Origin of the sequence: Endozoicomonas sp. 8E, assembly GCF_032883915.1 — a bacterium.
In the GTDB taxonomy this organism is placed as follows: Bacteria; Pseudomonadota; Gammaproteobacteria; order Pseudomonadales; family Endozoicomonadaceae; genus Endozoicomonas_A.
Window position 1 is genome coordinate 7,320,878 of record NZ_CP120717.1, and the last position, 19,439, is coordinate 7,340,316.

The window sequence follows — 19,439 nt, forward strand, 5'->3', positions numbered from 1 at the left end:
CTCAGGACGGCAGTGTCCTCTCTCCCATTGTCGTCACATCAAACAAGGTGTACGACAACGTTAGTTTGGTGATATGCCGGGGTAATGCCTGATCCACAATAATTCTAAGCGGCATGATTTTTTCTTCGCCTGCTTCCAAAGTCTGAGTGGTGAAGCAGAAACACTCTACCTTATGCAGATAGTTGGTAGCCTGAAACGGTGAAACACTGGGGATGGCCTGACCGATCATTCGTTCGCCGGTTGGGTTGCGGGCAAAAAACTCCAGCTCTCCCACCTGTCCGGGATGAACCACCACTTCTGTGACACTGGGCTTGAAGTCCCAGCTCATCTCAGCATTGTTGGTTGCCACAAACTGCACTTTCACCTTCCGGCTGGTATCCACCTTCGCCGTTTCGGCATTGTAGCGGTAGGGATTCGGATCGGTTTTACCGTTGAGTCCTGTTACCTTACAAAACACGTCGTATAAGGGAACCATGGCAAAGCCGAAACCAAACATACCACCAGCCATCAAGCCAGTTTTGATGACAGTTCTCCGCGACAGGTCGGCCGGGGCATCATCCTTCTCACTCATTACTTAACATCCGGTGGTGTGGTGAAGGTGTGGTAAGGTGCCGGTGAAGGCAGGCTCCACTCCAGACCTTCTGCACCTTCCCAGCTTTGAGCCTTGGCTTTCTCGCCCCCCCTGATGCATTTGATCACGATAAACAGGAACAGCAGCTGCGTGGTTCCAAACATAAAGCCACCGATACTGGCAATCATGTTGAAGTCGGCAAATTGCAGGGCATAATCGGGAATGCGGCGAGGCATACCCGCCAGCCCGATAAAGTGCATCGGGAAGAAGGTCAGGTTCATTCCGATAAAGGACAGCCAGAAATGCGTCTTGCCCAACGTCTCGTCATACATATGGCCTGTCCATTTGGGCAACCAGTAATAGACTGCAGCAAAGATGGCAAAAATTGCGCCGGGTACCAGTACATAGTGGAAGTGAGCCACGACAAAATAGGTGTCATGATACTGGAAGTCAGCCGGAGCGATGGACAGCATCAGTCCAGAGAAACCACCAATGGTAAACAGCACCACAAAAGCAATACTGAAGAGCATGGGGGTTTCAAAGGTCATTGCCCCCCTGAACATGGTGGTAACCCAGTTAAAGACCTTCACACCGGTTGGCACAGCAATCAACATGGTGGCGTACATAAAGAACAGTTCTCCCACCAGCGGAATGCCCACGGTGAACATATGGTGCGCCCAGACAATAAACGACAGAAAAGCAATACTTGCGGTGGCGTAGACCATTGAGGTGTAGCCAAACAGGGGTTTTCTGGCGAATGTTGGCAGAATGGCTGACACAATCCCGAAAGAAGGCAGGATCATAATGTACACTTCCGGATGCCCGAAAAACCAGAATATATGCTGGAACAAAACAGGGTCACCACCACCGCCTGCATTAAAGAAACTGGTGCCAAAATGGATGTCCATCAACATCATGGTCACAGCACCGGCCAGAACCGGCATAACAGCAATCAGCAGATACGCTGTAATCAGCCAGGTCCAGACAAACAAAGGCATCTTCATCATGGTCATGCCGGGTGCCCGCAGGTTCAGAATGGTGGCGATAATATTGATCGCCCCCATGATGGACGAGATACCCAGCATGTGGATGGCAAAGATAAAGAAGGTGGTTGACGGCGGCCCGTAGGTAGTTGACAGCGGTGCGTAGAATGTCCACCCAAAGTTTGGACCCCCGCCTTCCATAAACAGTGTACTGATCAGCATCACGGCAGCAAAAGGCAGAATCCAGAAACTCCAGTTATTCATTCTTGGCAGCGCCATGTCTGGCGCACCAATCATCAATGGAATCATCCAGTTAGCCAGGCCGACAAAGGCAGGCATGACCGCACCGAATACCATAATGAGACCGTGCATGGTGGTCATCTGGTTAAAGAAGCCGGGATCAACGATCTGCATTCCCGGCTGGAACAGTTCTGCCCGGATAACCATCGCCATAGCACCACCGGTCAGGAACATAATAAAACTGAACCAGAGATACATAGTGCCAATATCTTTATGGTTCGTGGTCAGCACCCAGCGCATCAGCCCTCTGGCAGGACCGTGATGGTCATGATGCTCGTTTGGTTTTTCATTTGAACATGTGTCTGTCACAGCAGTCATGGTTGCATTCCTCACAGTCCAGCCTGATGTGTATTGGTATTCGGCTCATTAGCCGTTGGCTTATTGACGGCAGCGGACCCGCCTGAAGGTCCAGTACCTGCCGGTTTGTACTCCCCGGTATTCTTGTATTCCAGAACCTGTTTCGGCGTAACCAGATCACCGGTATTATTGCCCCAGGCGTTTCTTTCGTAGGTAATGACTGCCGCCAGATCGACTTCACTCAACTGGGCAGCAAAGGCCTGCATGGCGGTACCCTTCTTGCCATTCAGCACAATGTCGATATGCGCTTTGACCTGATCTTTCTCAACGGCCATTTTTGATCCCTTGAGGGCAGGAAACAGCGGCGGCATACCCTCACCATTGACCTGGTGACAGGCCGCACAGACTCTTTCGTAAGTGTTTTTGCCGCGCTCCATCAGCTCAGCCATAGTCCAGTTTTTACTGGTTAACTCACGCTCTTTAGCAGCCAGTGTTTTCTTCTCCGACAACCAGTCTTCATAGTCTTCAGGTGACCTGACATCCACTACAATGGGCATAAAACCATGATCCTTCCCACACAGTTCTGCACATTGACCACGATAAATTCCGGGACGTTCGACGTTGGTCCAGGCTTCGTTAATAAAGCCGGGAATAGCATCCCGTTTAACGGCGAATGAAGGTACCCACCATGAATGAATAACATCCGCAGCAGTCACCAGGAAACGGATCTTTTTACCCGCAGGCAATACCAGTGGTTCGTCCACTTCCAGAAGATAGTTGGGGTCTTTGCTGCGAACGTTATAAATCTGTTCCGGTGTTGTTTTGAGATTACTGAAGAAGGACACTCCTTCTCCCAGATACTCGTACTGCCACTTCCATTGATACCCGGTAATTTTGATATCAATTTCAGCTTCATCCGTATCGTAGATATCAATCAGTGTTTTTGTTGCCGGAATCGCCATAGCCACCAGAATTAAGAGAGGAATGGTCGTCCACAGTATTTCAACAATCGTACTTTCATGGAAAGGATGGGGCTTGACGCCTCTTGATTTACGGTGCATGAAAATGGAGTAAAACATAACACCGAAGACCACAATGCCAATGACCACACAGATAATAAATATGGTCATATGCAAGTCGTAAACCGAACGACTGACTGCCGTAACCCCCTCAGTCATATTGACTTTCCAATCAGCCAACAGACGACCGGGAATCAAAAAACCTGATAGTGTGGTCAGAAAAACCAAGAAGTATTGACCGGCTCCCCCGGAATTGATGAAAGAGAATCGTACCCTGGAAGTTAAACAAGTGGAGGAAACCAAAACTTTTCTCGATCCGAGCGACAATAACGACCGGACTATTCGAAAAATGGCTCCATACCGGAACCCCGCCACTGGCAACATCCGGGATGGGCGATATTTACCGCTCATGCTTTTCGTCCCGCTCATGGCAGTTTTTATCAAAAGAAAGAGAGCTAGTGCGTGCTGCATCATTCCCTTACATCCCCTGACTGTCCGCCCAGACAAGGCGGTGACTTATTATTATTGTTGAGCAGACCCAAGTCTTGCTTTCAGAGGCGATGGGGCAGTGAGCACTGAGATCCGGACACCCCGGAGTAGTGCTTACTGACTTGACTAATTGTCGCTACCGGATAGGAGCCACACAGCATCTTGCCAGAAAAACTGCGATGCACTTTAACCATCAGAGCTAACTACCAGAGCTGCTGATTTACAGAGATTTCAGCCAACCGTCTACCTGTTATTTCTTTTTCGTCGTGGAGAAAAAAACAACCCGGCTGAGGCTATCTGCGGAAAGCCAAAGTGCCAATATTCAATCGCAAGAGAGCGCTAAGCAACCGACAACGTCATACTACTTCGGACCCAGCCTGCAAAAACTACTGCACAGGAACACCCTGCAAATAACAATACCCGTGAGACGCATTGATTGATACATTCAGTCTGACAATGATCGCTCATCAAGTATAGTCCCAGAACCCCATTAAACAACATGATTGCACAAAATGAAAAGAGCCTTGTCAAAAAATATCTCTACTGAAAAATAGTCACTTGTCGTTTAAAATAAGGTAACGGAAATTTAATGGAAAGAATACTTGTTCAGACTTCTTTTCGATCACTCTTATTGAGCCTGCACAACTTTATGACGCCTATCATGGATACAAACATCCATTCAGCATCTTAACGATGTTTTTATTACACCTTGAAGTGGGCTCATCAGAACCAACTTTTAAAGCCTGTTTAAGCATATGTAGTGCGTCATTTTTTTGACTGCACAAGCACTTGCACTTTTTCATTTTTATCGTGATTTACAGTCTTTTTTAAATTCTAATTTAATGAATAAAAGATCTTCTTATTATGAAAAAGAGGTATTTAAAAAAGCTTGAGTTCTTATTTGCACTATGGTCTTTTTAACACCTTCAAGGTGGCGTTGCAGTACCCAAATTAATAGCAACCGCAACGGAGACAATCATGGACGTAGAGGCAATTAATCATCTGATCGATTGTGCCCGAAAGCACGAAGAGGGCTCAAGCCACCTTCAGTCGCTTGTCTGTCAACAGGTGGAGCAGTTGCACCACACAATCGAACTTCCCGACGACATGGCCAGTGAGACACTGCTGAAGTTTGCAGTTGAATACATTGATCATGTACCTGACTTTCTTGAAGCGCTGGATCAGGCTTCAAAGGAACTGGACATTGAGGCTTTCATTTCCCCTTTTCTAAGCATTGCCGAAGAGAACTTTCTGGCACCGGTTCTGCAATCCCAGAATAATGTGGGACTGTTTGATCTGCTGGATAAAGCCTACTTTACTCATCGACTGATTGAGGAAGTAAACGACAGTTACCTATCTCGAATCGGCTCTCCCCTGATCCCGATGAACATGACCTGGGCCAACCTGATCATTCATGCCATTCTGGGTGAAGAGTTTGGCAATGAGCTGGACAAAATCGTTGAGCAGACGGTCAGGCACATGATTCGTTCGCAGGAGCTCTATAACGATCGCATGTTCAAGGATTTCGTCAACAACCGCAATCCGGAGCAGTGGGTAACGACCTGGTCAAAATGGAATTGCCTGTCCAGCCGTATGGGTATTGAACTGAAGTTTACGTCAGCAGCCTGATCCGGGACACTGACGATGAAGTAGACGTTAATGCGGAGGACTCTTGATTAAAACCGCAACGAGCGCAACGCTCGCTGTTATGGCTAAGGTTCAAGCTACCTTGTCAAACACTTAAGAAAGACATTTCTGGCACCGTTGATATCACGATCAACGGTGAAGCCCTCACCCTTAATAACCTTGGAAGAACCTAATTTTTCGTCAATGGTCCCGCTCCATGATCGAGTCTTGGATGTATAGGCTTCGTTGCAATCAACTACATGCTTTCCATACTTTTTTGCGTACCACTTAAGCCGCTTTTTGAATTGGTAGTGATTGAGGTCAAGCATCTGGCGGCAGGTGTTACGGCGAATGGTGCGAACCTTCTTATCTTTGCGTGTGACCATACCTCTTGTCTCAAAGGTTGGCAAAAATACAACGTCGTAGTTCGACACCAGCTCGAACGCCAGCCGGTTATGCAGATCAAGAACAATGTCATCCTTTTTGCATTTCAGCCGGTCAATTTCCCTGTTGAAATGAATAATCCGATCTCTTGTCCACTGGGGCATGTCGGGGAACTTAACGCCCTTCTGCGTGTTCAGGATTTTTTGCTTTTGACTGATCAAGCTGTCCACTTGTTTCATCAGTGGGAACAGCTTTGTTTTTGCAACGTTATCACCCGCTATCAATGCCTCTTTTTCGCTGTAGCACGTGGCAAAGGTGCGAACTCCGGGGTCAACTCCAACGCATCTAACCTTCCCTTGGATTTCGGGATTTAGCTCAATATGTTGTTGAACCTGAATGAACCAGCGACCTTTGTCATAGGTTATGACACAAGACTTGCCAATCGCTTCTGCTGGCACATCTTCTGTCAGGTGAATCTTGCCAAGAGCCTGTACGCAGGGATTTAATCCCTTTGGCAAACGGTCAATAGAGAATGAGTGCCTGCTACCTTTGCGGCTTTTGAAACTGATTTCTGCAAAGCCCTCTTTAGCTCCCTTGAGCTTCTTGTTGTGCTCGCAGACCGCTTTGAATGTGGTCGCTGCCGCCAGTGTTCCATTATCAGAAACAAGCGAGTTATAAGCCCTGCCACTTTCTTTTTGCTCTTGCTTCACTTGAGCTTTAATGGCAGGTCGCATGTTGATGAATTTTCCGCTGGCATCTTTATAGTCATCGTTGCGGAAACGCTCAACAGCAAGGTTGTACGACCTGCGATAGAGTATCAGGGCATCGTGATAGGCTTGCTTATTCTCTGGGTAAAACCTGATCTTTTTTGACGCTACTATCTTTGCGTCTTTTAGCAGATCGCTTCCCGTAGTGGCTATTGCAGAATGAGGTAATGAAACCGATAAGCTCTTGGGTGTCAAATGACTCACTGGCGTTATCCGGGTCATCCAAAACCTCGATGTGTCCTCCCGATAATTCAACAAGCCATTTGATGAGTCCAAACCCTGATCGGGCAAGTCGATCTTTTGTGGCAACCACAATATGGGTTGGATTTCCGCACACCGCTGATTCCAGAATGGTTTGCAGTCCTTTTCGCTTAAAGTTGAAAGCACTGGCAATGTCGCTGATAAATTCTGCGTCAGGATGTTTTTGGAGTAAGATATGCTTTCGCGTGTCGATGCTGGATTTTTGCTTTCCAGAACTGACTCTTGCATAGCATATCTTCCTTTACTGGCTAATGAATATGCGGAAGTGACCACCACTGGTTTGCTTCACTTTTTCGTAGTGACCGCTTTCGATCTTGCGCCTCATAGTTTGGCTGGTTACGCCTTCAATCTTGGCTAGCTTTGTAGTTGAACCCCACAAGATAAATTCACCTTTTGACGATTTATCTTGTGTCTGGCGTAATTGATTTTGCGATTGTTGCAATTTTATTTGACTGTATTTGAACATCGCTTGTTAAACTCCAATAGCCATGGCGCATTTGCAAAGCAGCACAGCTGGGAAGGTTTATCATAACATCTGATTTCGAACTCAGGGTTATTGATCCAGTATTCTTACGATCTGAACAGCGCTGTCCTTTTTAGCATCATCATCCGACTTCCTGTCTTCTGGGGAGACCCTCGTCACTGGTGGTTTCCCCGCAAGAGAAGGGTCTTTTTCCATCACATCCGAATAATGGCATTCCACGCACTCGCGATAGTTTTCACCGTTCTCGGTGTACATCCTCACCGAATCCTGCTGACCACAGGATGGGCAGACGGCTCCGGCAATAAATCTTTTCGTAGTCATAGCTCTGAGGCCTACAGGGCACAGGTGCCGTAGGGCATAGATACCCACAGCACATAAAGAAATACCAGGACCCCGAGATCCCATGATCTCAGAGCCTTTCACTCAAAGTTCTCTTTTCAGGCAGAGATACCCGAATGGCGCAACAGAGCATCCACTTCTGGCTCTCGGCCACGGAAATTTACAAACAGCTCCATGGGCTCAGCGGAACCGCCTTTTTCCAGAATTTCATGCAGGAAAGACTCACCGGTCTGGCGGTTGAATATACCCTCTTCTTCAAATCGGGAGAAGGCATCCGCTGACAACACCTCAGCCCATTTGTAGCTGTAGTAGCCCGCCGCATACCCCCCCGCAAAGATATGACTGAAGCCATGCTGGAAACGATTGAAGGCCGGAGGAATAACTACAGAGACCTGGCTGCGAACTTCATCCAATACCGCCTGAACCGTTTTCCCTTCACTCTCGCTGTTTGAGAAGTCTTTATGCAGTTTGAAATCAAACAGTGAAAACTCCAGCTGACGCACCATCATCATGGCGGACTGGAAGTTTTTAGCGGCCAGTAATTTATCCAGTTTATCTTTAGGCAGAGGCTCGCCTGTTTCAAAATGGCCGGAGATCAACGCCAGACCTTCTTCTTCCCAGCACCAATTCTCAAGAAACTGGCTGGGCAGCTCGACTGCATCCCAGGCTACGCCATTGATTCCGGATACGGCAGAGTAATCGACCCGGGTCAGCACATGATGCAGACCGTGACCAAACTCATGGAACAGGGTCACAACTTCGTCATGGGTCAGCAGGGCAGGCTGGTTACCAACGGGTGGTGTGAAGTTGCAAGTGAGGTAGGCCACTGGTAGCTGAACTTTGTCGCCAATCCTGCGACGCACCCGGCACTCACCCATCCAGGCACCGCCCCGCTTGTGTTCACGGGCATAAAGATCGAGGTAGAAACGACCAATCACTTCGCCATCGCGAATAACATTGAAGAAGCCAACATCTTTGTGCCAGGTTTCAACGTCGGTGACCTTGTCAAAGGTAATTCCGAATAGGCGTTGCACGACAGAGAACATGCCATTCACTACTTTTTCTGACGGAAACCAGGGACGCAACTCTTCCTGAGAAATAGCGTAGCGCTGCTGCCTGAGCTTCTCGCCGTAGTAGCCAATGTCCCAGGCCTGCAAATCTTCAGCACCGTGTTCTGCTTTGGCAAAGGCTTTCAGTTCATTCAGTTCTTTTTCTGCCTGAGGCTTGCTCTTACTGGCCAGATCTTCCAGAAACGCAACGACCTTGTCAGTGGAGTCAGCCATTTTGGTCGCCAATGAGTATTCTGCATAGTTGTTGAAACCCAGCAGTTCGGCCAGCTCCTGACGCAGCTTGAGGATTTCATTAATGTTGTCTGAATTATCAAATTCACCCGCATTCGGACCCTGGTCTGATGCACGGGTACTGAATGCCGTATAAACCTCTTCCCGTAATTCACGATTGTCTGCATAGGTGATCACCGGGAAATAGCTCGGAAAATCCAGATTCAGCATCCAGCCTTCGCTGTGACCTTTGGACTCTGCCAGCTGTCTGGCGCCTGCCAATGCGGATTCAGGCAGGCCGACGAGCTCTGATTCATCGGTAATCAGTTTGGACCAGGCCATGGTGGCATCCAGAACATTGTCAGAAAACTTACTGGTCAGTTCAGAAAGGCGTTTCTGAATGTCGCCGTAGCGGGCTTTTTCCTCCTGGGGCAGGGCAACACCTGCCAGTTTGAAATCCCGCAGATTATCGGTAATGACTTTTTTCTGAGCCTTATCCAGATTTTCGAACCCGGCTGACTCGGACAGCTTCAGATAGGCCTGATAGAGATCCTGATTCTGACCCAGCCGTGTTGAATATTCGGAAAGCAGGGGAAGACAGGCATTGTAAGCATCTCTTAATTCATCGGTATTCACAACAGCATTCATATGACCCACCGGAGACCAGGCCTGATTAAGCCTGTCTCCCAGACTGTCCATGGGTTCCTGAAGCGTCTTCCAGCTGAACGTTAGATTTTTATCTGCCAGAAGTGCGTCTACCGCTTGCTCACTTTCGGCAATAATGGTCTCTACAGCCGGTTTTATATGCTCTGGTTTAATCTTGGCAAAAGGAGGCAGTTCGCAGGTTTCCAGCAGTGGGTTGCTCATAATTCAGATGCTCGCTGTTTATTGTCCAAACTGATCGTTCTTGTTATGTCTATGGGTGCAGGATTATCGGTTTTCAAGGACAATGCAATACTTGAAAGCGTTCTCTTGATTAAAACCGCAACGAGCGCAACACTCGCTGTAATGGCCAAGGTTCAAGCTACCTTGTCAAACACTTAAGAAAGACATTTCTGGCACCGTTGATATCACGATCAACGGTGAAGCCCTCACCCTTAATAACCTTGGAAGAACCTAATTTTTCGTCAATGGTCCCGCTCCATGATTGAGTCTTGGATGTATAGGCTTCGTTGCAATCAACTACATGCTTTCCATACTTTTTTGCGTACCACTTAAGCCGCTTTTTGAATTGGTAGTGATTGAGGTCAAGCATCTGGCGGCAGGTGTTACGGCGAATGGTGCGAACCTTCTTATCTTTGCGTGTGACCATACCTCTTGTCTCAAAGGTTGGCAAAAATACAACGTCATAGTTCGACACCAGCTCGAACGCCAGCCGGTTATGCAGATCAAGAACAATGTCATCCTTTTTGCATTTCAGCCGGTCAATTTCCCTGTTGAAATGAATAATCCGATCTCTTGCCCACTGGGGCATGTCGGGGAACTTAACGCCCTTCTGCGTGTTCAGGATTTTTTGCTTTTGACTGATCAAGCTGTCCACTTGCTTCATCAGTGGGAACAGCTTTGTTTTTGCAACGTTATTACCCGCTATCAACGCCTCCTTTTCGCTGTAGCAAGTGGCAAAGGTGCGAACTCCGGGGTCAACTCCAACGCATCTAACCTTCCCTTGGATTTCGGGATTTAGCTCAATATGTTGTTGAACCTGAATGAACCAGCGACCTTTGTCGTAGGTTATGACACAAGACTTGCCAATCGCTTCTGCTGGCACATCTTCTGTCAGGTGAATCTTGCCAAGAGCCTGTACGCAGGGATTTAATCCCTTTGGCAAACGGTCAATAGAGAATGAGTGCCTGCTACCTTTGCGGCTTTTGAAACTGATTTCTGCAAAGCCCTCTTTAGCTCCCTTGAGCTTCTTGTTGTGCTCGCAGACCGCTTTGAATGTGGTCGCTGCCGCCAGTGTTCCATTATCAGAAACAATCGAGTTATAAGCCCTGCCACTTTCTTTTTGCTCCTGCTCCACTTGAGCTTTAATGGCGGGTCGCATGTTGATGAATTTTCCGCTGGCATCTTTATAGTCATCGTTGCGGAAACGCTCAACAGCAAGGTTGTACGACCTCCGATAGAGCATCAGGGCATCGTGATAGGCTTGCTTATTCTCTGGGTAAAACCTGATCTTTTTTGACGCTACTATCTTTGCGTCCTTTGCGTCTTTTAGCAGATCGCTTCCCGTAGTGGCTATTGCAGAATGAGGTAATGAAACCGATAAGCTCTTGGGTGTCGAATGACTCACTGGCGTTATCCGGGTCATCCAAAACCTCGATGTGTCCTCCCGATAATTCAACAAGCCATTTGATAAGTTCAAATCCTGATCGGGCAAGTCGATCTTTTGTGGCAACCACAATATGGGTTGGATTTCCGCACACCGCTGATTCCAGAATGGTTTGCAGCCCTTTTCGCTTAAAGTTGAAAGCACTGGCAATGTCGCTGATAAATTCTGCGTCAGGATGTTTTTGGAGTAAGATATGCTTTCACGTGTCGATGCTGGATTTTTGCTTTCCAGAACTGACTCTTGCATAGCATATCTTCCTTTACTGGCTAATGAATATGCGGAAGTGACCACCACTGGTTTGCTTCACTTTTTCGTAGTGACCGCTTTCGATCTTGCGCCTCATAGTTTGGCTGGTTACGCCTTCAATCTTGGCTAGCTTTGTAGGGAGCGTTCTTATCTAACCAGACGATCAATTTACTGACGTTGTCATGCTAACCAGATCATGATGGCTGCTATCTGAAGCATTCCCATATAATTGCGTGCCAAGCGTTCATAGCGAGTTGCAACTCGCCGAAAGTTCTTGAGCTTTTGGAATAGTCGCTCAATTAGATTTCGCTCCTTGTAGATTTCTTTGTCATATTTTCGCTGATCTATCCTATTTCGCTTTGGAGGAATCACTGCTTCAGCACCTGACTTCTTGACCTCGAGGAGGAATGCATTTGAGTCATATCCCTTGTCAGCAAGAACGAAGTCCGCTGAAAACCCCTCTATCAAGGCATTTGCCTGTCCGTACTCTGATGCTTGTCCAGCTGTGAGAATGAAGCGAACAGGATTACCAAGTGCATCCGTCGCAGCGTGGATCTTGGTTGTTAAACCTCCCCTTGATTTTCCAACTGCTTCGGCACTGTTATCCGTTTTTTTGGAGCACCGTGTTGATGAACACGGGTGATTGATCCGTCAACCATGAGGTATTCCATATCACAATCCTGACTCAGTTCTTCAAAGACTTGATTCCATATTCCTTTCAAGCTCCAGCGACTGAATCGGTTGTATATATTGTGCCAATCACCGAACTCTTCAGGCATGTCTCTCCAAGGTGCTCCGGTACGAGCAAGCCAGAGAATCGACTCAATGAATAACCTGTTGTCAGCTGTTGGTCCGGGGTCAGAGACTTTACCGGGAAGCATGTCTTTGATCCGATCCCATTGTTCATCTTTGAGTACTGTGCGAGTCATAGCAAACCTAAATGCCATACTCTAGATCACTTTTAGGTGTCTTTCCGGTCAGGTTACTGATGTTTTTATCTGTTCGGTCGGTTGGATAAGAACGCCCCCTAGTTGAACCCCACAAGATAAATTCACCTTTTGACGATTTATCTTGTGTCTGGCGTAATTGATTTTGCGATTGTTGCAATTTTATTTGACTGTATTCAAGAAGAATGGGTATCGTTTTTTCTTCTTCTCCAGGGAAGAGGAAAGACCTCATGTTCATGTTGTATCTGCAGACGGTGAGTCCAAATCCTGGTTGGAACCCGAGATAGAAATTGCAAAAAACTATTATCATTCATCCAAACAAATTCGAGAGATTGAGAAACTGATCAAGGAGAAGCACTATGCCATCATCAACGCATGGAATATGCACTTCCGGAACTGAAGTGACAAATATCTCATCTCATGGCATCTGGCTATTGACCAGTGGCAAAGAGCTGTTCATGTCTTACGAAGATTTTCCATGGTTTAAGGACCAGCCAGTAAGTGCAATCATCAACGTTGAAGAACTCAGAAAAGGTCACTTCTATTGGCCAGATATTGATGTTGATCTTACTGAAGCAATGATTGAATCTCCTGACCGTTTTCCTCTTAAAGCCCAGACAAAGAGCAAGCAAAGAAGCCAAACACCATGACAAGCCAATCCATCAGAACCTTCAGAGGTCATACTCCAACACTGGGTGACCGGGTATTTATTGACGAAACCGCTCTGGTCCTGGGCGACGTAGAAATTGGTGAAGACAGCTCCGTCTGGCCCATGGCGGTGATACGCGGAGATATGCATCGCATCCGCATAGGCTCAAGAACCAGTATTCAGGACGGTTCGGTGTTGCATATCACCCATGCCAGCGCGTTTAACCCTGATGGTTATCCGTTGATTATTGGTGATGAAGTGACGGTCGGTCACAAGGTCACCCTGCATGGCTGTAAGATCCACAATCGTTGCCTGATTGGCATTGGAGCCGTGGTGATGGATGGCGTAGTGGTCGAAGAGGAAGTGATTGTCGCAGCGGGCAGCCTGGTGCCACCGGGAAAGCGACTGGAAAGCGGGTTTGTTTACAAAGGCAATCCAGCCCAGAAGGCTCGCCCAATCAGTGAAAAAGAGAAGGCCCTCTTCTCTTACGGTGCTGACAACTATGTGAAGTTGAAAAACGAATACTTAGGCCTTTGAAAGGTTATTAAAAATAAATTTAATATAATTAAAATTCACTTTCGCCCAAAGTATTACAGACGCTTGAACTATCCAGACCTAATCTTCCCATATCAGCAAATGATTTGGGGAGATTCACTATGAACGAAGCCATTAAACCCATCAACACAGCGGCCACTCAACAGTCCCACTGGATCGCCGACAGCCAACTGGATAAGCAGGAAATCTACAACGCTGAGAAGCAGGCTGAGAAATTCCATGAAAACCTCAGTGCCCAAACCGCTGAACAGCATTCTGGATATACGAAAGATAAACAATCCAGGCTGGCATTGTTGCTGAGCCAAAAGAATTTTGTTATCTAAGCCTATGCAAGTTAAAAGGTCTGCTAAGCTGACGACTCAATTCACCTAAACAGGCTCCATGATTTATGTCCTTAGAAGTAAGACTCGAAAAGCTTGAAGCCCAGCATAAAAATCTTGACGCAGATATGCACAGTCTGGCCAGGGTGTGTGCAGACATAAAAAACATTGCGCTCACTAATCAGCATGATATTACCGGATTAAAGTTAGATGTCTCAGGGGTGAAGACGGATCTTGCTGCCGTGAAGGCATGCATAGCCGCTCTGACAGAAGCGACCCACGTAGGGTTCAAGAGGGCGGATGAACAACACAACACGTTCGTCAAGGAAACCCGGCAACGCTTTGATGAACATGATAAACGCTTTGACCAAGTCGATCAGCGCTTTGACAAAGTCGATGAGCGCTTTGACAAGGTCGACGAGCGTTTTGATCGGCTCGAGTTACTCATTCGTCAGAGAATTCCCAATACGCAAAACTAATCACTTTCGAAAACTCACCCTCCACAAAAAGCCCGCCAGATTTTAATGGCCGGGCTTTGTCGTGTAAAATCGACAAATCAGGATTGGTTTTTTTAAAGGCCAGATGTTATAAGCCCGCTCAATTTTTTTATTCTAATTCTGAGTTTAAGCTAAACCGATGGAAATCTACTCCACAGCCATATTGCTGTTCCTGATTATGGATCCGCTCGGCAATATGCCAATCTTTATCTCTGTTCTAAAAGCTGTGCCCCCCAGGCGTCGGGTCAAAATTCTGATGCGGGAAATGCTGATCGCCCTGTTGATTCTGGTGATTTTCCTGTTTGTCGGTGATGCCATGCTGCAGGTACTGCACCTCAGGCAGGAAGCGGTCAGTATTGCAGGGGCGATTATCCTCTTTATTATCGCCATCAAGATGATTTTCCCTCCCAGCCGAGGTGGTGGCATCATGGGTGACACCCCCGATGGCGAGCCTTTCATCGTACCTCTGGCCATCCCTTTGATTGCCGGTCCTTCCATACTGGCCACCCTGATTCTGCTGGGTAATCAGCACCCGGGAGAACAGGCCAAACTGGTGACGGCACTACTGATCGCCTGGGCTGCATCCGCAGCCATCCTGATGTGCTCTAATCAATTTATGAGAGTCCTGGGCAACCGAGGTGTATTCGCTATTGAGCGATTGATGGGGATGATTCTGGTGATGCTTTCTGTGCAAATGTTTATGGATGGTATTGCCAAATATCTGGGATGATTCTCAACCGCTTGGAGGCTGTCACATGTCAGCCTCCAACGTCAGAACTCGTGAAATTATTCTTAATTTATATCTTCCATACAAAATACTTATCGCCTGCTGCGCTGTAAAAAAAGTGTAACTTCACCAGCATAAAAAAACTTCATTACCCTTATGAAAAAAACTTATAACCATAGATCAAAGAAAAGTAAGTTTATTCATCTGTATTTTTGTAAATTTCAACAAGTCTAACTTTTTTGAACGATTCAATTTTTACGCACTTACGTTCAAAAACCTTCTTGATCCTTTTTACAACTTTTAGTTATATTCGGTTACCCGACCACTGTGATTCGGTTTTTCTGTATTAAAAACACATAATCCGAAGAGACGATGACCAGGGTTGGGGAAGATTTCCGTGATCTGTTTTTCGGGATCAATGCTACACCCGGCGGAATTGACGACAGTAGTCCATCAAATAAAAACAACCACCAGTAGATGACTCTTTACTCAGGTTGAGAACATTGAACAAGGTGTTATAAAACGGCAATACACAGGATCGTGTGTTACTCGTCTTGCTCTGACACATCCGTCAGCAGCAACAGCACCCGCCCATTACCATAACTCCAATCAGAATTATGCGTTGACCGTTATCAAACCGGTCATCGAATGAAGGGGATAACAATATGAAGAAGCCACTCAAGGCTCTGACACTTGCCGGTATTCCGGCTTTGACTCTGACCGCCAGCCTCATGGCCGTCACCAGCGCCAACGCCGCTGTCGTTCCAGCAGGCACACAGTTGGCACAGGCCCAGGAACTGGTCCGCGGTAACGGCTCAGAACCTGCTTCTATCGATCCTCAGAAAGTAGAAGGTGTTCCAGGCTCTAACATCACCAAAGATCTGTTTGAAGGTCTGGTAACTCAGGATGCTGAAGGCAACACTATCCCGGGACAGGCTGAAAGCTGGACTGTTTCCAAAGACAATAAAGTATTTACATTTAAAATTCGTGACAACGCTAAATGGTCCAATGGTGACCCGGTAACAGCGGGCGATTTTGTCTTTGCTTTCCAGCGCGCGGTTGATCCTGAAACAGCCTCCCGTTATGCCTGGTTCATGGAAATCCCAACCATCGTTAACGCTTCTGCTATTGTCAAAGGCGAGAAGCCAGCAGACAGTCTGGGCGTTAAAGCTATTGACGACAAAACCTTTCAGGTCACTCTGGAACAGCCTGTTCCTTACTTCATCAAAATGTTGGCTCACCAGACCACTTTCCCTGTTCCCCAGAAAGTTGTTGAAAAGCTGGGAGACAGCTGGACCCGCCCGGGCAACATGGTATCCAACGGTGCATACAAACTGGCTGACTGGCGTGTAAACGAAAAAATCGTTCTGGAGCGTAACAATAACTACTGGAACAATAATGAAACCGTTATCAACAAGGTGACATACCTGCCTCTCCAGAACACTCCAGAGCTGAACCGCTACAAGGCCGGCGAAATGGACATGACTTACGTGATTCCTATTGAACACTTCAAGTCCCTGAAAAAGCAGGCACCCAGTGAAGTGAAGGTAACTCCATACCTGGGTACCTACTACTACAGCTTTAACACGGAACGTAAGCCTTTTGACGATGCCCGTGTTCGTAAGGCTCTGTCCTACGCCATCGATCGTGATGCGATCACCCAATACGTGAAAGGTCAGGGTGAGAAGTCTGCTTACACCTTCACCCCTGATACCATCAGCGGCTTTGTACCACCAACCACTGAATACAGCAAAATGGCCCAGGCAGAGCGTAATGCAGAAGCCAAACGCCTGATGACTGAAGCTGGATACGGTCCAAACAAGCCGCTGGAACTGGAAATCCTGTACAACACTGACGAAGCTCACAAAAAAATCGCTATCGCCATTTCTCAGATGTGGAAGCCACTGGGTGTGAAAACAACATTGGTTAATCAGGAGTGGAAAACATTCCTCGACTCCCGAAACGACGGCAAGTTCGAAGTAGCCCGTGGCGGCTGGATCGGCGACTACAATGAAGCCTCTACCATGCTGGATCTGAATACCTCCACCCACGGTCAGAATGACTCCAGGTTTGTTAACGAGATGTATGACAAGCTGATGGCGGAATCCAGAGTTGTGACCAGCGACGAAGAGCGCTCCCATCTCTACACTGAAGCCGAGAAAGTTCTGGCTGATGAGATGCCTGTCGCTCCTATCTACCAATACGTAACCAGCCGACTGGTTAAGCCATACGTCGGTGGTTACCCAATGAGCAATGTTGAGGACAACGTTTACACCAGAGATTTGTATATCAAGAAGCATTAATCTCTCTGGCGTGGAAAACCCTTGGTTCCCACGCTCTTGAGGGATGTCGCAAAACCTCCGGTTGCCGGACTGAAGCCGGTCAACCGGAGGCTTGGCAACAGCCTCTCCTGCATGGAAACAAGTTTTACATACAGTCAGGGACACATAGTCGTCTAAGACTAACAAAGAGTGTACCTATGTTTATATTTATTCTGAAACGCATCGGCGTTGCGATTCCGACACTGTTCATTCTCGTTCTTTTGTCGTTCCTTCTGATGCAGATGGCTCCGGGCAGCCCTTTCACGGGCGATTTCAATATGCCACCGGAGATCCTGGCCAACCTTGAAGCCAAGTACCACCTCGACAAGCCGCTCTGGCAACAATTTGCCTATTACCTGAAAGACCTTCTGCAGGGCGACCTGGGACCGTCTTTCAAGTACAAGGATTACACTGTTAACGAACTGGTGGCCCAGAGCTTTCCGGTTTCCCTGACCATTGGCTCACTGGCGTTTTTATTCACCGTTATTGTGGGGGTTGGACTGGGAACTCTGGCAGCCCTGAAGCAAAATTCCTGGATCGACTACACCATTATGACGTTCTCCATGGTGGGCGTCGTACTTCCTTCTTTTGTGATTGCGCCACTGATGGTACTGATCTTCTCCATCAGCCTGAAGTGGTTGCCTGCGGGTGGCTGGAACGATGGTAGCTGGCAGAACATGATTCTTCCTGTCGCCGCCATGGGTATTCTTTATGTAGCGGCAATAGCCCGAATCATGCGTTCCAGCATGATTGAAACCCTGAACAGCAACTTTATTCGTACTGCCAGGGCCAAGGGTTTGCCAAAGCATCACATTATTCTCAAACATGCCCTGAAACCCTCATTGCTGCCTGTTGTTTCTTATCTGGGTCCGGCTTTCGTCGGCATTATCACTGGCTCAGTGGTGATTGAAACCGTGTTTGGCCTGCCGGGCATGGGCCAGCACTTTGTCAACGGAGCACTGAATCGGGATTACTCGCTGGTATTGGGACTGACGATCATCATTGGTTCACTGACCATCCTGTTCACCGCTATCGTCGATATTCTCTATGGGCTGATCGATCCAAAAATCAGGGTGGGGGGTTAAACCATGGCGTCTATTTCCATGAAAACCGGCACTGTGAATAACATGGTGAAAAAAGAGAGCCACAAGGCTGTGGAAAACTTCTCCGAACAGCTTGCCAACGAGCGGTTGGAGATTGAAGGGCGCAGCCTCTGGGCCGATGCCCGCCGACGCTTTCTGAGTAACAAAGCCGCGGTCGCCAGTATGATTGTTCTGGCAGCCGTCACTTTGCTCATTATCTTTGGCCCTGCGGCCAGTCAGTTCACTTATGAAGAAATTGACTGGGCCAATATGGCTGCACCACCCTCTATGGAAACCGGTCATTTCTTTGGTACCGACCACCTCGGTCGGGACCTTTTCGTACGGACCCTTGAAGGCGGACGAATCTCTTTCATGGTGGGTGCACTGGGGGCTCTGGTGGCCGTTATTATCGGAACCATTTATGGTGCCATGGCGGGCTTCCTGGGTGGCCGTGTTGATAACCTGATGATGCGGGCCCTGGAAATTCTTCAGTCTTTCCCGTTTATGTTCCTGGTTATCCTGATGATCACCTTCTTTGGACGCTCCATACTGCTCATCTTTATTGCCATAGGGGCCGTCTCCTGGCTGGATATGGCGCGTATCGTCAGGGGTCAGACCCTGAGCTTGAAGAGCAAGGAGTTTGTCGAAGCAGCCATCATCAGTGGCGCCAATTCCAGCCAGATTATTTTCCGTCACCTAATTCCTAACCTGCTCGGTATTGTGGTGGTTTACGCCTCCCTGCTGGTGCCCGGAATGATCCTGTTTGAATCCTTCCTGAGCTTCCTGGGACTGGGTGTTCAGGAGCCCATGACCAGCTGGGGCGCACTGGTCAACGAGGGCGCCATCTCTATGGAAGTGGCAATCTGGCAACTGGCCTTCCCGACTGCTTTTCTGGTGATTACCCTGTTCTGTTTCAACTTTATTGGCGACGGGCTCCGTGATGCCCTGGACCCGAAGGATCGTTGA

22 protein-coding genes are annotated in these 19,439 nt (G+C 47.8%); 12 read left to right on the forward strand and 10 right to left on the reverse strand.

Features of this window, described 5'->3' with window-relative positions:
- Position 1 precedes the first annotated feature (1 nt).
- Genes P6910_RS26365 through coxB form a run of 3 tightly spaced genes read right to left on the reverse strand, consistent with a single transcriptional unit; the run spans position 2 to position 3,398 of the window.
- The gene (locus tag P6910_RS26365; protein ID WP_317144195.1) at positions 2-571 is read right to left on the reverse strand and encodes a cytochrome c oxidase assembly protein; all 570 of its coding nucleotides are present in this window, start codon (positions 569-571) and stop codon (positions 2-4) included.
- Positions 571-2,172 carry a cytochrome c oxidase subunit I gene (ctaD, locus tag P6910_RS26370; RefSeq protein ID WP_317144196.1) on the reverse strand — a complete coding sequence of 534 codons (1,602 nt, stop codon included), beginning with the start codon at positions 2,170-2,172 and terminating at the stop codon, positions 571-573. Before ctaD ends, P6910_RS26365 begins: the two co-directional genes overlap by 1 nt.
- An 11-nt stretch (positions 2,173-2,183) precedes the next feature.
- Entirely contained in the window at positions 2,184-3,398 is a 1,215-nt protein-coding gene (gene coxB, locus P6910_RS26375; RefSeq protein ID WP_317144197.1) for a cytochrome c oxidase subunit II, read from the reverse strand.
- A gap of 1,239 nt (positions 3,399-4,637) precedes the next feature.
- Here coxB and P6910_RS26380 point away from each other — a divergent pair.
- Positions 4,638-5,288 (forward strand): hypothetical protein, encoded by a 651-nt coding sequence (locus tag P6910_RS26380; protein ID WP_317144198.1) that lies wholly within the window; start codon positions 4,638-4,640, stop codon positions 5,286-5,288.
- Positions 5,289-5,383: 95 nt separating this feature from the next.
- Here the strand turns inward: P6910_RS26380 and P6910_RS26385 are convergent, their stop codons facing one another.
- Together P6910_RS26385 and P6910_RS27065 are read right to left on the reverse strand one after the other, a co-directional pair.
- On the reverse strand, positions 5,384-6,589 hold the full coding sequence (locus P6910_RS26385) for an RNA-guided endonuclease InsQ/TnpB family protein (RefSeq protein WP_410493957.1): 1,206 nt from the start codon (positions 6,587-6,589) through the stop codon (positions 5,384-5,386).
- Entirely contained in the window at positions 6,510-6,932 is a 423-nt protein-coding gene (locus P6910_RS27065; protein ID WP_410493958.1) for an IS607 family transposase, read from the reverse strand. Before P6910_RS27065 ends, P6910_RS26385 begins: the two co-directional genes overlap by 80 nt.
- Between P6910_RS27065 and P6910_RS26390 the strand changes: the two genes are divergently transcribed.
- Positions 6,873-7,055 (forward strand): hypothetical protein, encoded by a 183-nt coding sequence (locus P6910_RS26390; protein ID WP_317144200.1) that lies wholly within the window; start codon positions 6,873-6,875, stop codon positions 7,053-7,055. The two genes, P6910_RS27065 and P6910_RS26390, sit on opposite strands and share 60 nt — an antisense overlap.
- 195 nt (positions 7,056-7,250) lie before the next feature.
- Here P6910_RS26390 and P6910_RS26395 read toward each other — a convergent pair whose 3' ends face one another.
- The 4 genes from P6910_RS26395 to P6910_RS27070 form a co-directional block, all read right to left on the reverse strand.
- Complete coding sequence (locus P6910_RS26395; protein ID WP_317144201.1) at positions 7,251-7,502, reverse strand: YheV family putative zinc ribbon protein; 252 nt, start codon at positions 7,500-7,502, stop codon at positions 7,251-7,253.
- 116 nt (positions 7,503-7,618) lie between these two features.
- The gene (gene prlC / locus P6910_RS26400) at positions 7,619-9,667 is read right to left on the reverse strand and encodes an oligopeptidase A (RefSeq protein ID WP_317144202.1); all 2,049 of its coding nucleotides are present in this window, start codon (positions 9,665-9,667) and stop codon (positions 7,619-7,621) included.
- A 157-nt stretch (positions 9,668-9,824) separates the two neighbouring features.
- A complete protein-coding gene (locus tag P6910_RS26405) occupies positions 9,825-11,039 on the reverse strand; it encodes an RNA-guided endonuclease InsQ/TnpB family protein (protein ID WP_410493959.1) in 1,215 nt (404 codons plus the stop codon).
- Positions 10,951-11,322, reverse strand: coding sequence for an IS607 family transposase (locus tag P6910_RS27070; RefSeq protein WP_410493960.1), 372 nt, complete (start codon positions 11,320-11,322; stop codon positions 10,951-10,953). Before P6910_RS27070 ends, P6910_RS26405 begins: the two co-directional genes overlap by 89 nt.
- Here P6910_RS27070 and P6910_RS26410 point away from each other — a divergent pair, their 5' ends adjacent.
- Positions 11,323-11,505: a hypothetical protein gene (locus P6910_RS26410; RefSeq protein ID WP_317144200.1), complete on the forward strand. Its 183-nt coding sequence runs from the start codon at positions 11,323-11,325 to the stop codon at positions 11,503-11,505.
- A gap of 50 nt (positions 11,506-11,555) precedes the next feature.
- On the opposite strand, the gene P6910_RS26415 is transcribed toward P6910_RS26410, so the two are convergent.
- A protein-coding gene (locus tag P6910_RS26415) for an IS5 family transposase (RefSeq protein WP_317144204.1) occupies positions 11,556-12,304 on the reverse strand; the annotation gives its coding sequence in 2 pieces (ribosomal slippage) (positions 11,556-11,980 and positions 11,980-12,304; 750 coding nt in all).
- Positions 12,305-12,488: 184 nt separating this feature from the next.
- Here P6910_RS26415 and P6910_RS26420 point away from each other — a divergent pair.
- From P6910_RS26420 to oppC, 9 genes are all read left to right on the forward strand, one after another.
- On the forward strand, positions 12,489-12,722 hold the full coding sequence (locus P6910_RS26420; protein ID WP_317144205.1) for a DUF4160 domain-containing protein: 234 nt from the start codon (positions 12,489-12,491) through the stop codon (positions 12,720-12,722).
- Positions 12,682-12,972, forward strand: a complete 291-nt coding sequence (locus P6910_RS26425) for a DUF2442 domain-containing protein (protein WP_317144206.1) — start codon at positions 12,682-12,684, stop codon at positions 12,970-12,972. The genes P6910_RS26420 and P6910_RS26425 overlap by 41 nt, the downstream gene beginning before the upstream one ends.
- Positions 12,969-13,508, forward strand: a complete 540-nt coding sequence (locus P6910_RS26430) for a gamma carbonic anhydrase family protein (RefSeq protein ID WP_317144207.1) — start codon at positions 12,969-12,971, stop codon at positions 13,506-13,508. The genes P6910_RS26425 and P6910_RS26430 overlap by 4 nt, the downstream gene beginning before the upstream one ends.
- 119 nt (positions 13,509-13,627) lie before the next feature.
- Positions 13,628-13,849, forward strand: coding sequence for a hypothetical protein (locus P6910_RS26435; protein ID WP_317144208.1), 222 nt, complete (start codon positions 13,628-13,630; stop codon positions 13,847-13,849).
- A 65-nt stretch (positions 13,850-13,914) separates the two neighbouring features.
- The gene (locus P6910_RS26440) at positions 13,915-14,325 is read left to right on the forward strand and encodes a hypothetical protein (protein ID WP_317144209.1); all 411 of its coding nucleotides are present in this window, start codon (positions 13,915-13,917) and stop codon (positions 14,323-14,325) included.
- Positions 14,326-14,482: 157 nt separating this feature from the next.
- Positions 14,483-15,073 (forward strand): YhgN family NAAT transporter, encoded by a 591-nt coding sequence (locus P6910_RS26445; protein ID WP_317144210.1) that lies wholly within the window; start codon positions 14,483-14,485, stop codon positions 15,071-15,073.
- A 662-nt stretch (positions 15,074-15,735) separates the two neighbouring features.
- Positions 15,736-17,373, forward strand: coding sequence for an ABC transporter substrate-binding protein (locus P6910_RS26450; RefSeq protein WP_317144211.1), 1,638 nt, complete (start codon positions 15,736-15,738; stop codon positions 17,371-17,373).
- A 176-nt stretch (positions 17,374-17,549) separates the two neighbouring features.
- The gene (gene oppB / locus P6910_RS26455) at positions 17,550-18,476 is read left to right on the forward strand and encodes an oligopeptide ABC transporter permease OppB (RefSeq protein WP_317144212.1); all 927 of its coding nucleotides are present in this window, start codon (positions 17,550-17,552) and stop codon (positions 18,474-18,476) included.
- Positions 18,477-18,494: 18 nt separating this feature from the next.
- Positions 18,495-19,439: an oligopeptide ABC transporter permease OppC gene (oppC, locus tag P6910_RS26460; protein ID WP_317144213.1), complete on the forward strand. Its 945-nt coding sequence runs from the start codon at positions 18,495-18,497 to the stop codon at positions 19,437-19,439.

Excerpts from the sequence above, each read along its gene's own strand:
- P6910_RS26365 (WP_317144195.1), bottom strand. The coding sequence starts at position 571 with ATGAGTGAGAAGGATGATGCCCCGGCCGACCTGTCGCGGAGAACTGTC.
- ctaD (WP_317144196.1), bottom strand. The coding sequence starts at position 2,172 with ATGACTGCTGTGACAGACACATGTTCAAATGAAAAACCAAACGAGCAT.
- P6910_RS26380 (WP_317144198.1), top strand. The coding sequence starts at position 4,638 with ATGGACGTAGAGGCAATTAATCATCTGATCGATTGTGCCCGAAAGCAC.
- P6910_RS26390 (WP_317144200.1), top strand. The coding sequence starts at position 6,873 with ATGCTTTCGCGTGTCGATGCTGGATTTTTGCTTTCCAGAACTGACTCT.
- P6910_RS26395 (WP_317144201.1), bottom strand. The coding sequence starts at position 7,502 with ATGACTACGAAAAGATTTATTGCCGGAGCCGTCTGCCCATCCTGTGGT.
- prlC (WP_317144202.1), bottom strand. The coding sequence starts at position 9,667 with ATGAGCAACCCACTGCTGGAAACCTGCGAACTGCCTCCTTTTGCCAAG.
- P6910_RS26410 (WP_317144200.1), top strand. The coding sequence starts at position 11,323 with ATGCTTTCACGTGTCGATGCTGGATTTTTGCTTTCCAGAACTGACTCT.
- P6910_RS26425 (WP_317144206.1), top strand. The coding sequence starts at position 12,682 with ATGCCATCATCAACGCATGGAATATGCACTTCCGGAACTGAAGTGACA.
- P6910_RS26430 (WP_317144207.1), top strand. The coding sequence starts at position 12,969 with ATGACAAGCCAATCCATCAGAACCTTCAGAGGTCATACTCCAACACTG.
- P6910_RS26435 (WP_317144208.1), top strand. The coding sequence starts at position 13,628 with ATGAACGAAGCCATTAAACCCATCAACACAGCGGCCACTCAACAGTCC.
- P6910_RS26440 (WP_317144209.1), top strand. The coding sequence starts at position 13,915 with ATGTCCTTAGAAGTAAGACTCGAAAAGCTTGAAGCCCAGCATAAAAAT.
- P6910_RS26445 (WP_317144210.1), top strand. The coding sequence starts at position 14,483 with ATGGAAATCTACTCCACAGCCATATTGCTGTTCCTGATTATGGATCCG.
- P6910_RS26450 (WP_317144211.1), top strand. The coding sequence starts at position 15,736 with ATGAAGAAGCCACTCAAGGCTCTGACACTTGCCGGTATTCCGGCTTTG.
- oppB (WP_317144212.1), top strand. The coding sequence starts at position 17,550 with ATGTTTATATTTATTCTGAAACGCATCGGCGTTGCGATTCCGACACTG.
- oppC (WP_317144213.1), top strand. The coding sequence starts at position 18,495 with ATGAAAACCGGCACTGTGAATAACATGGTGAAAAAAGAGAGCCACAAG.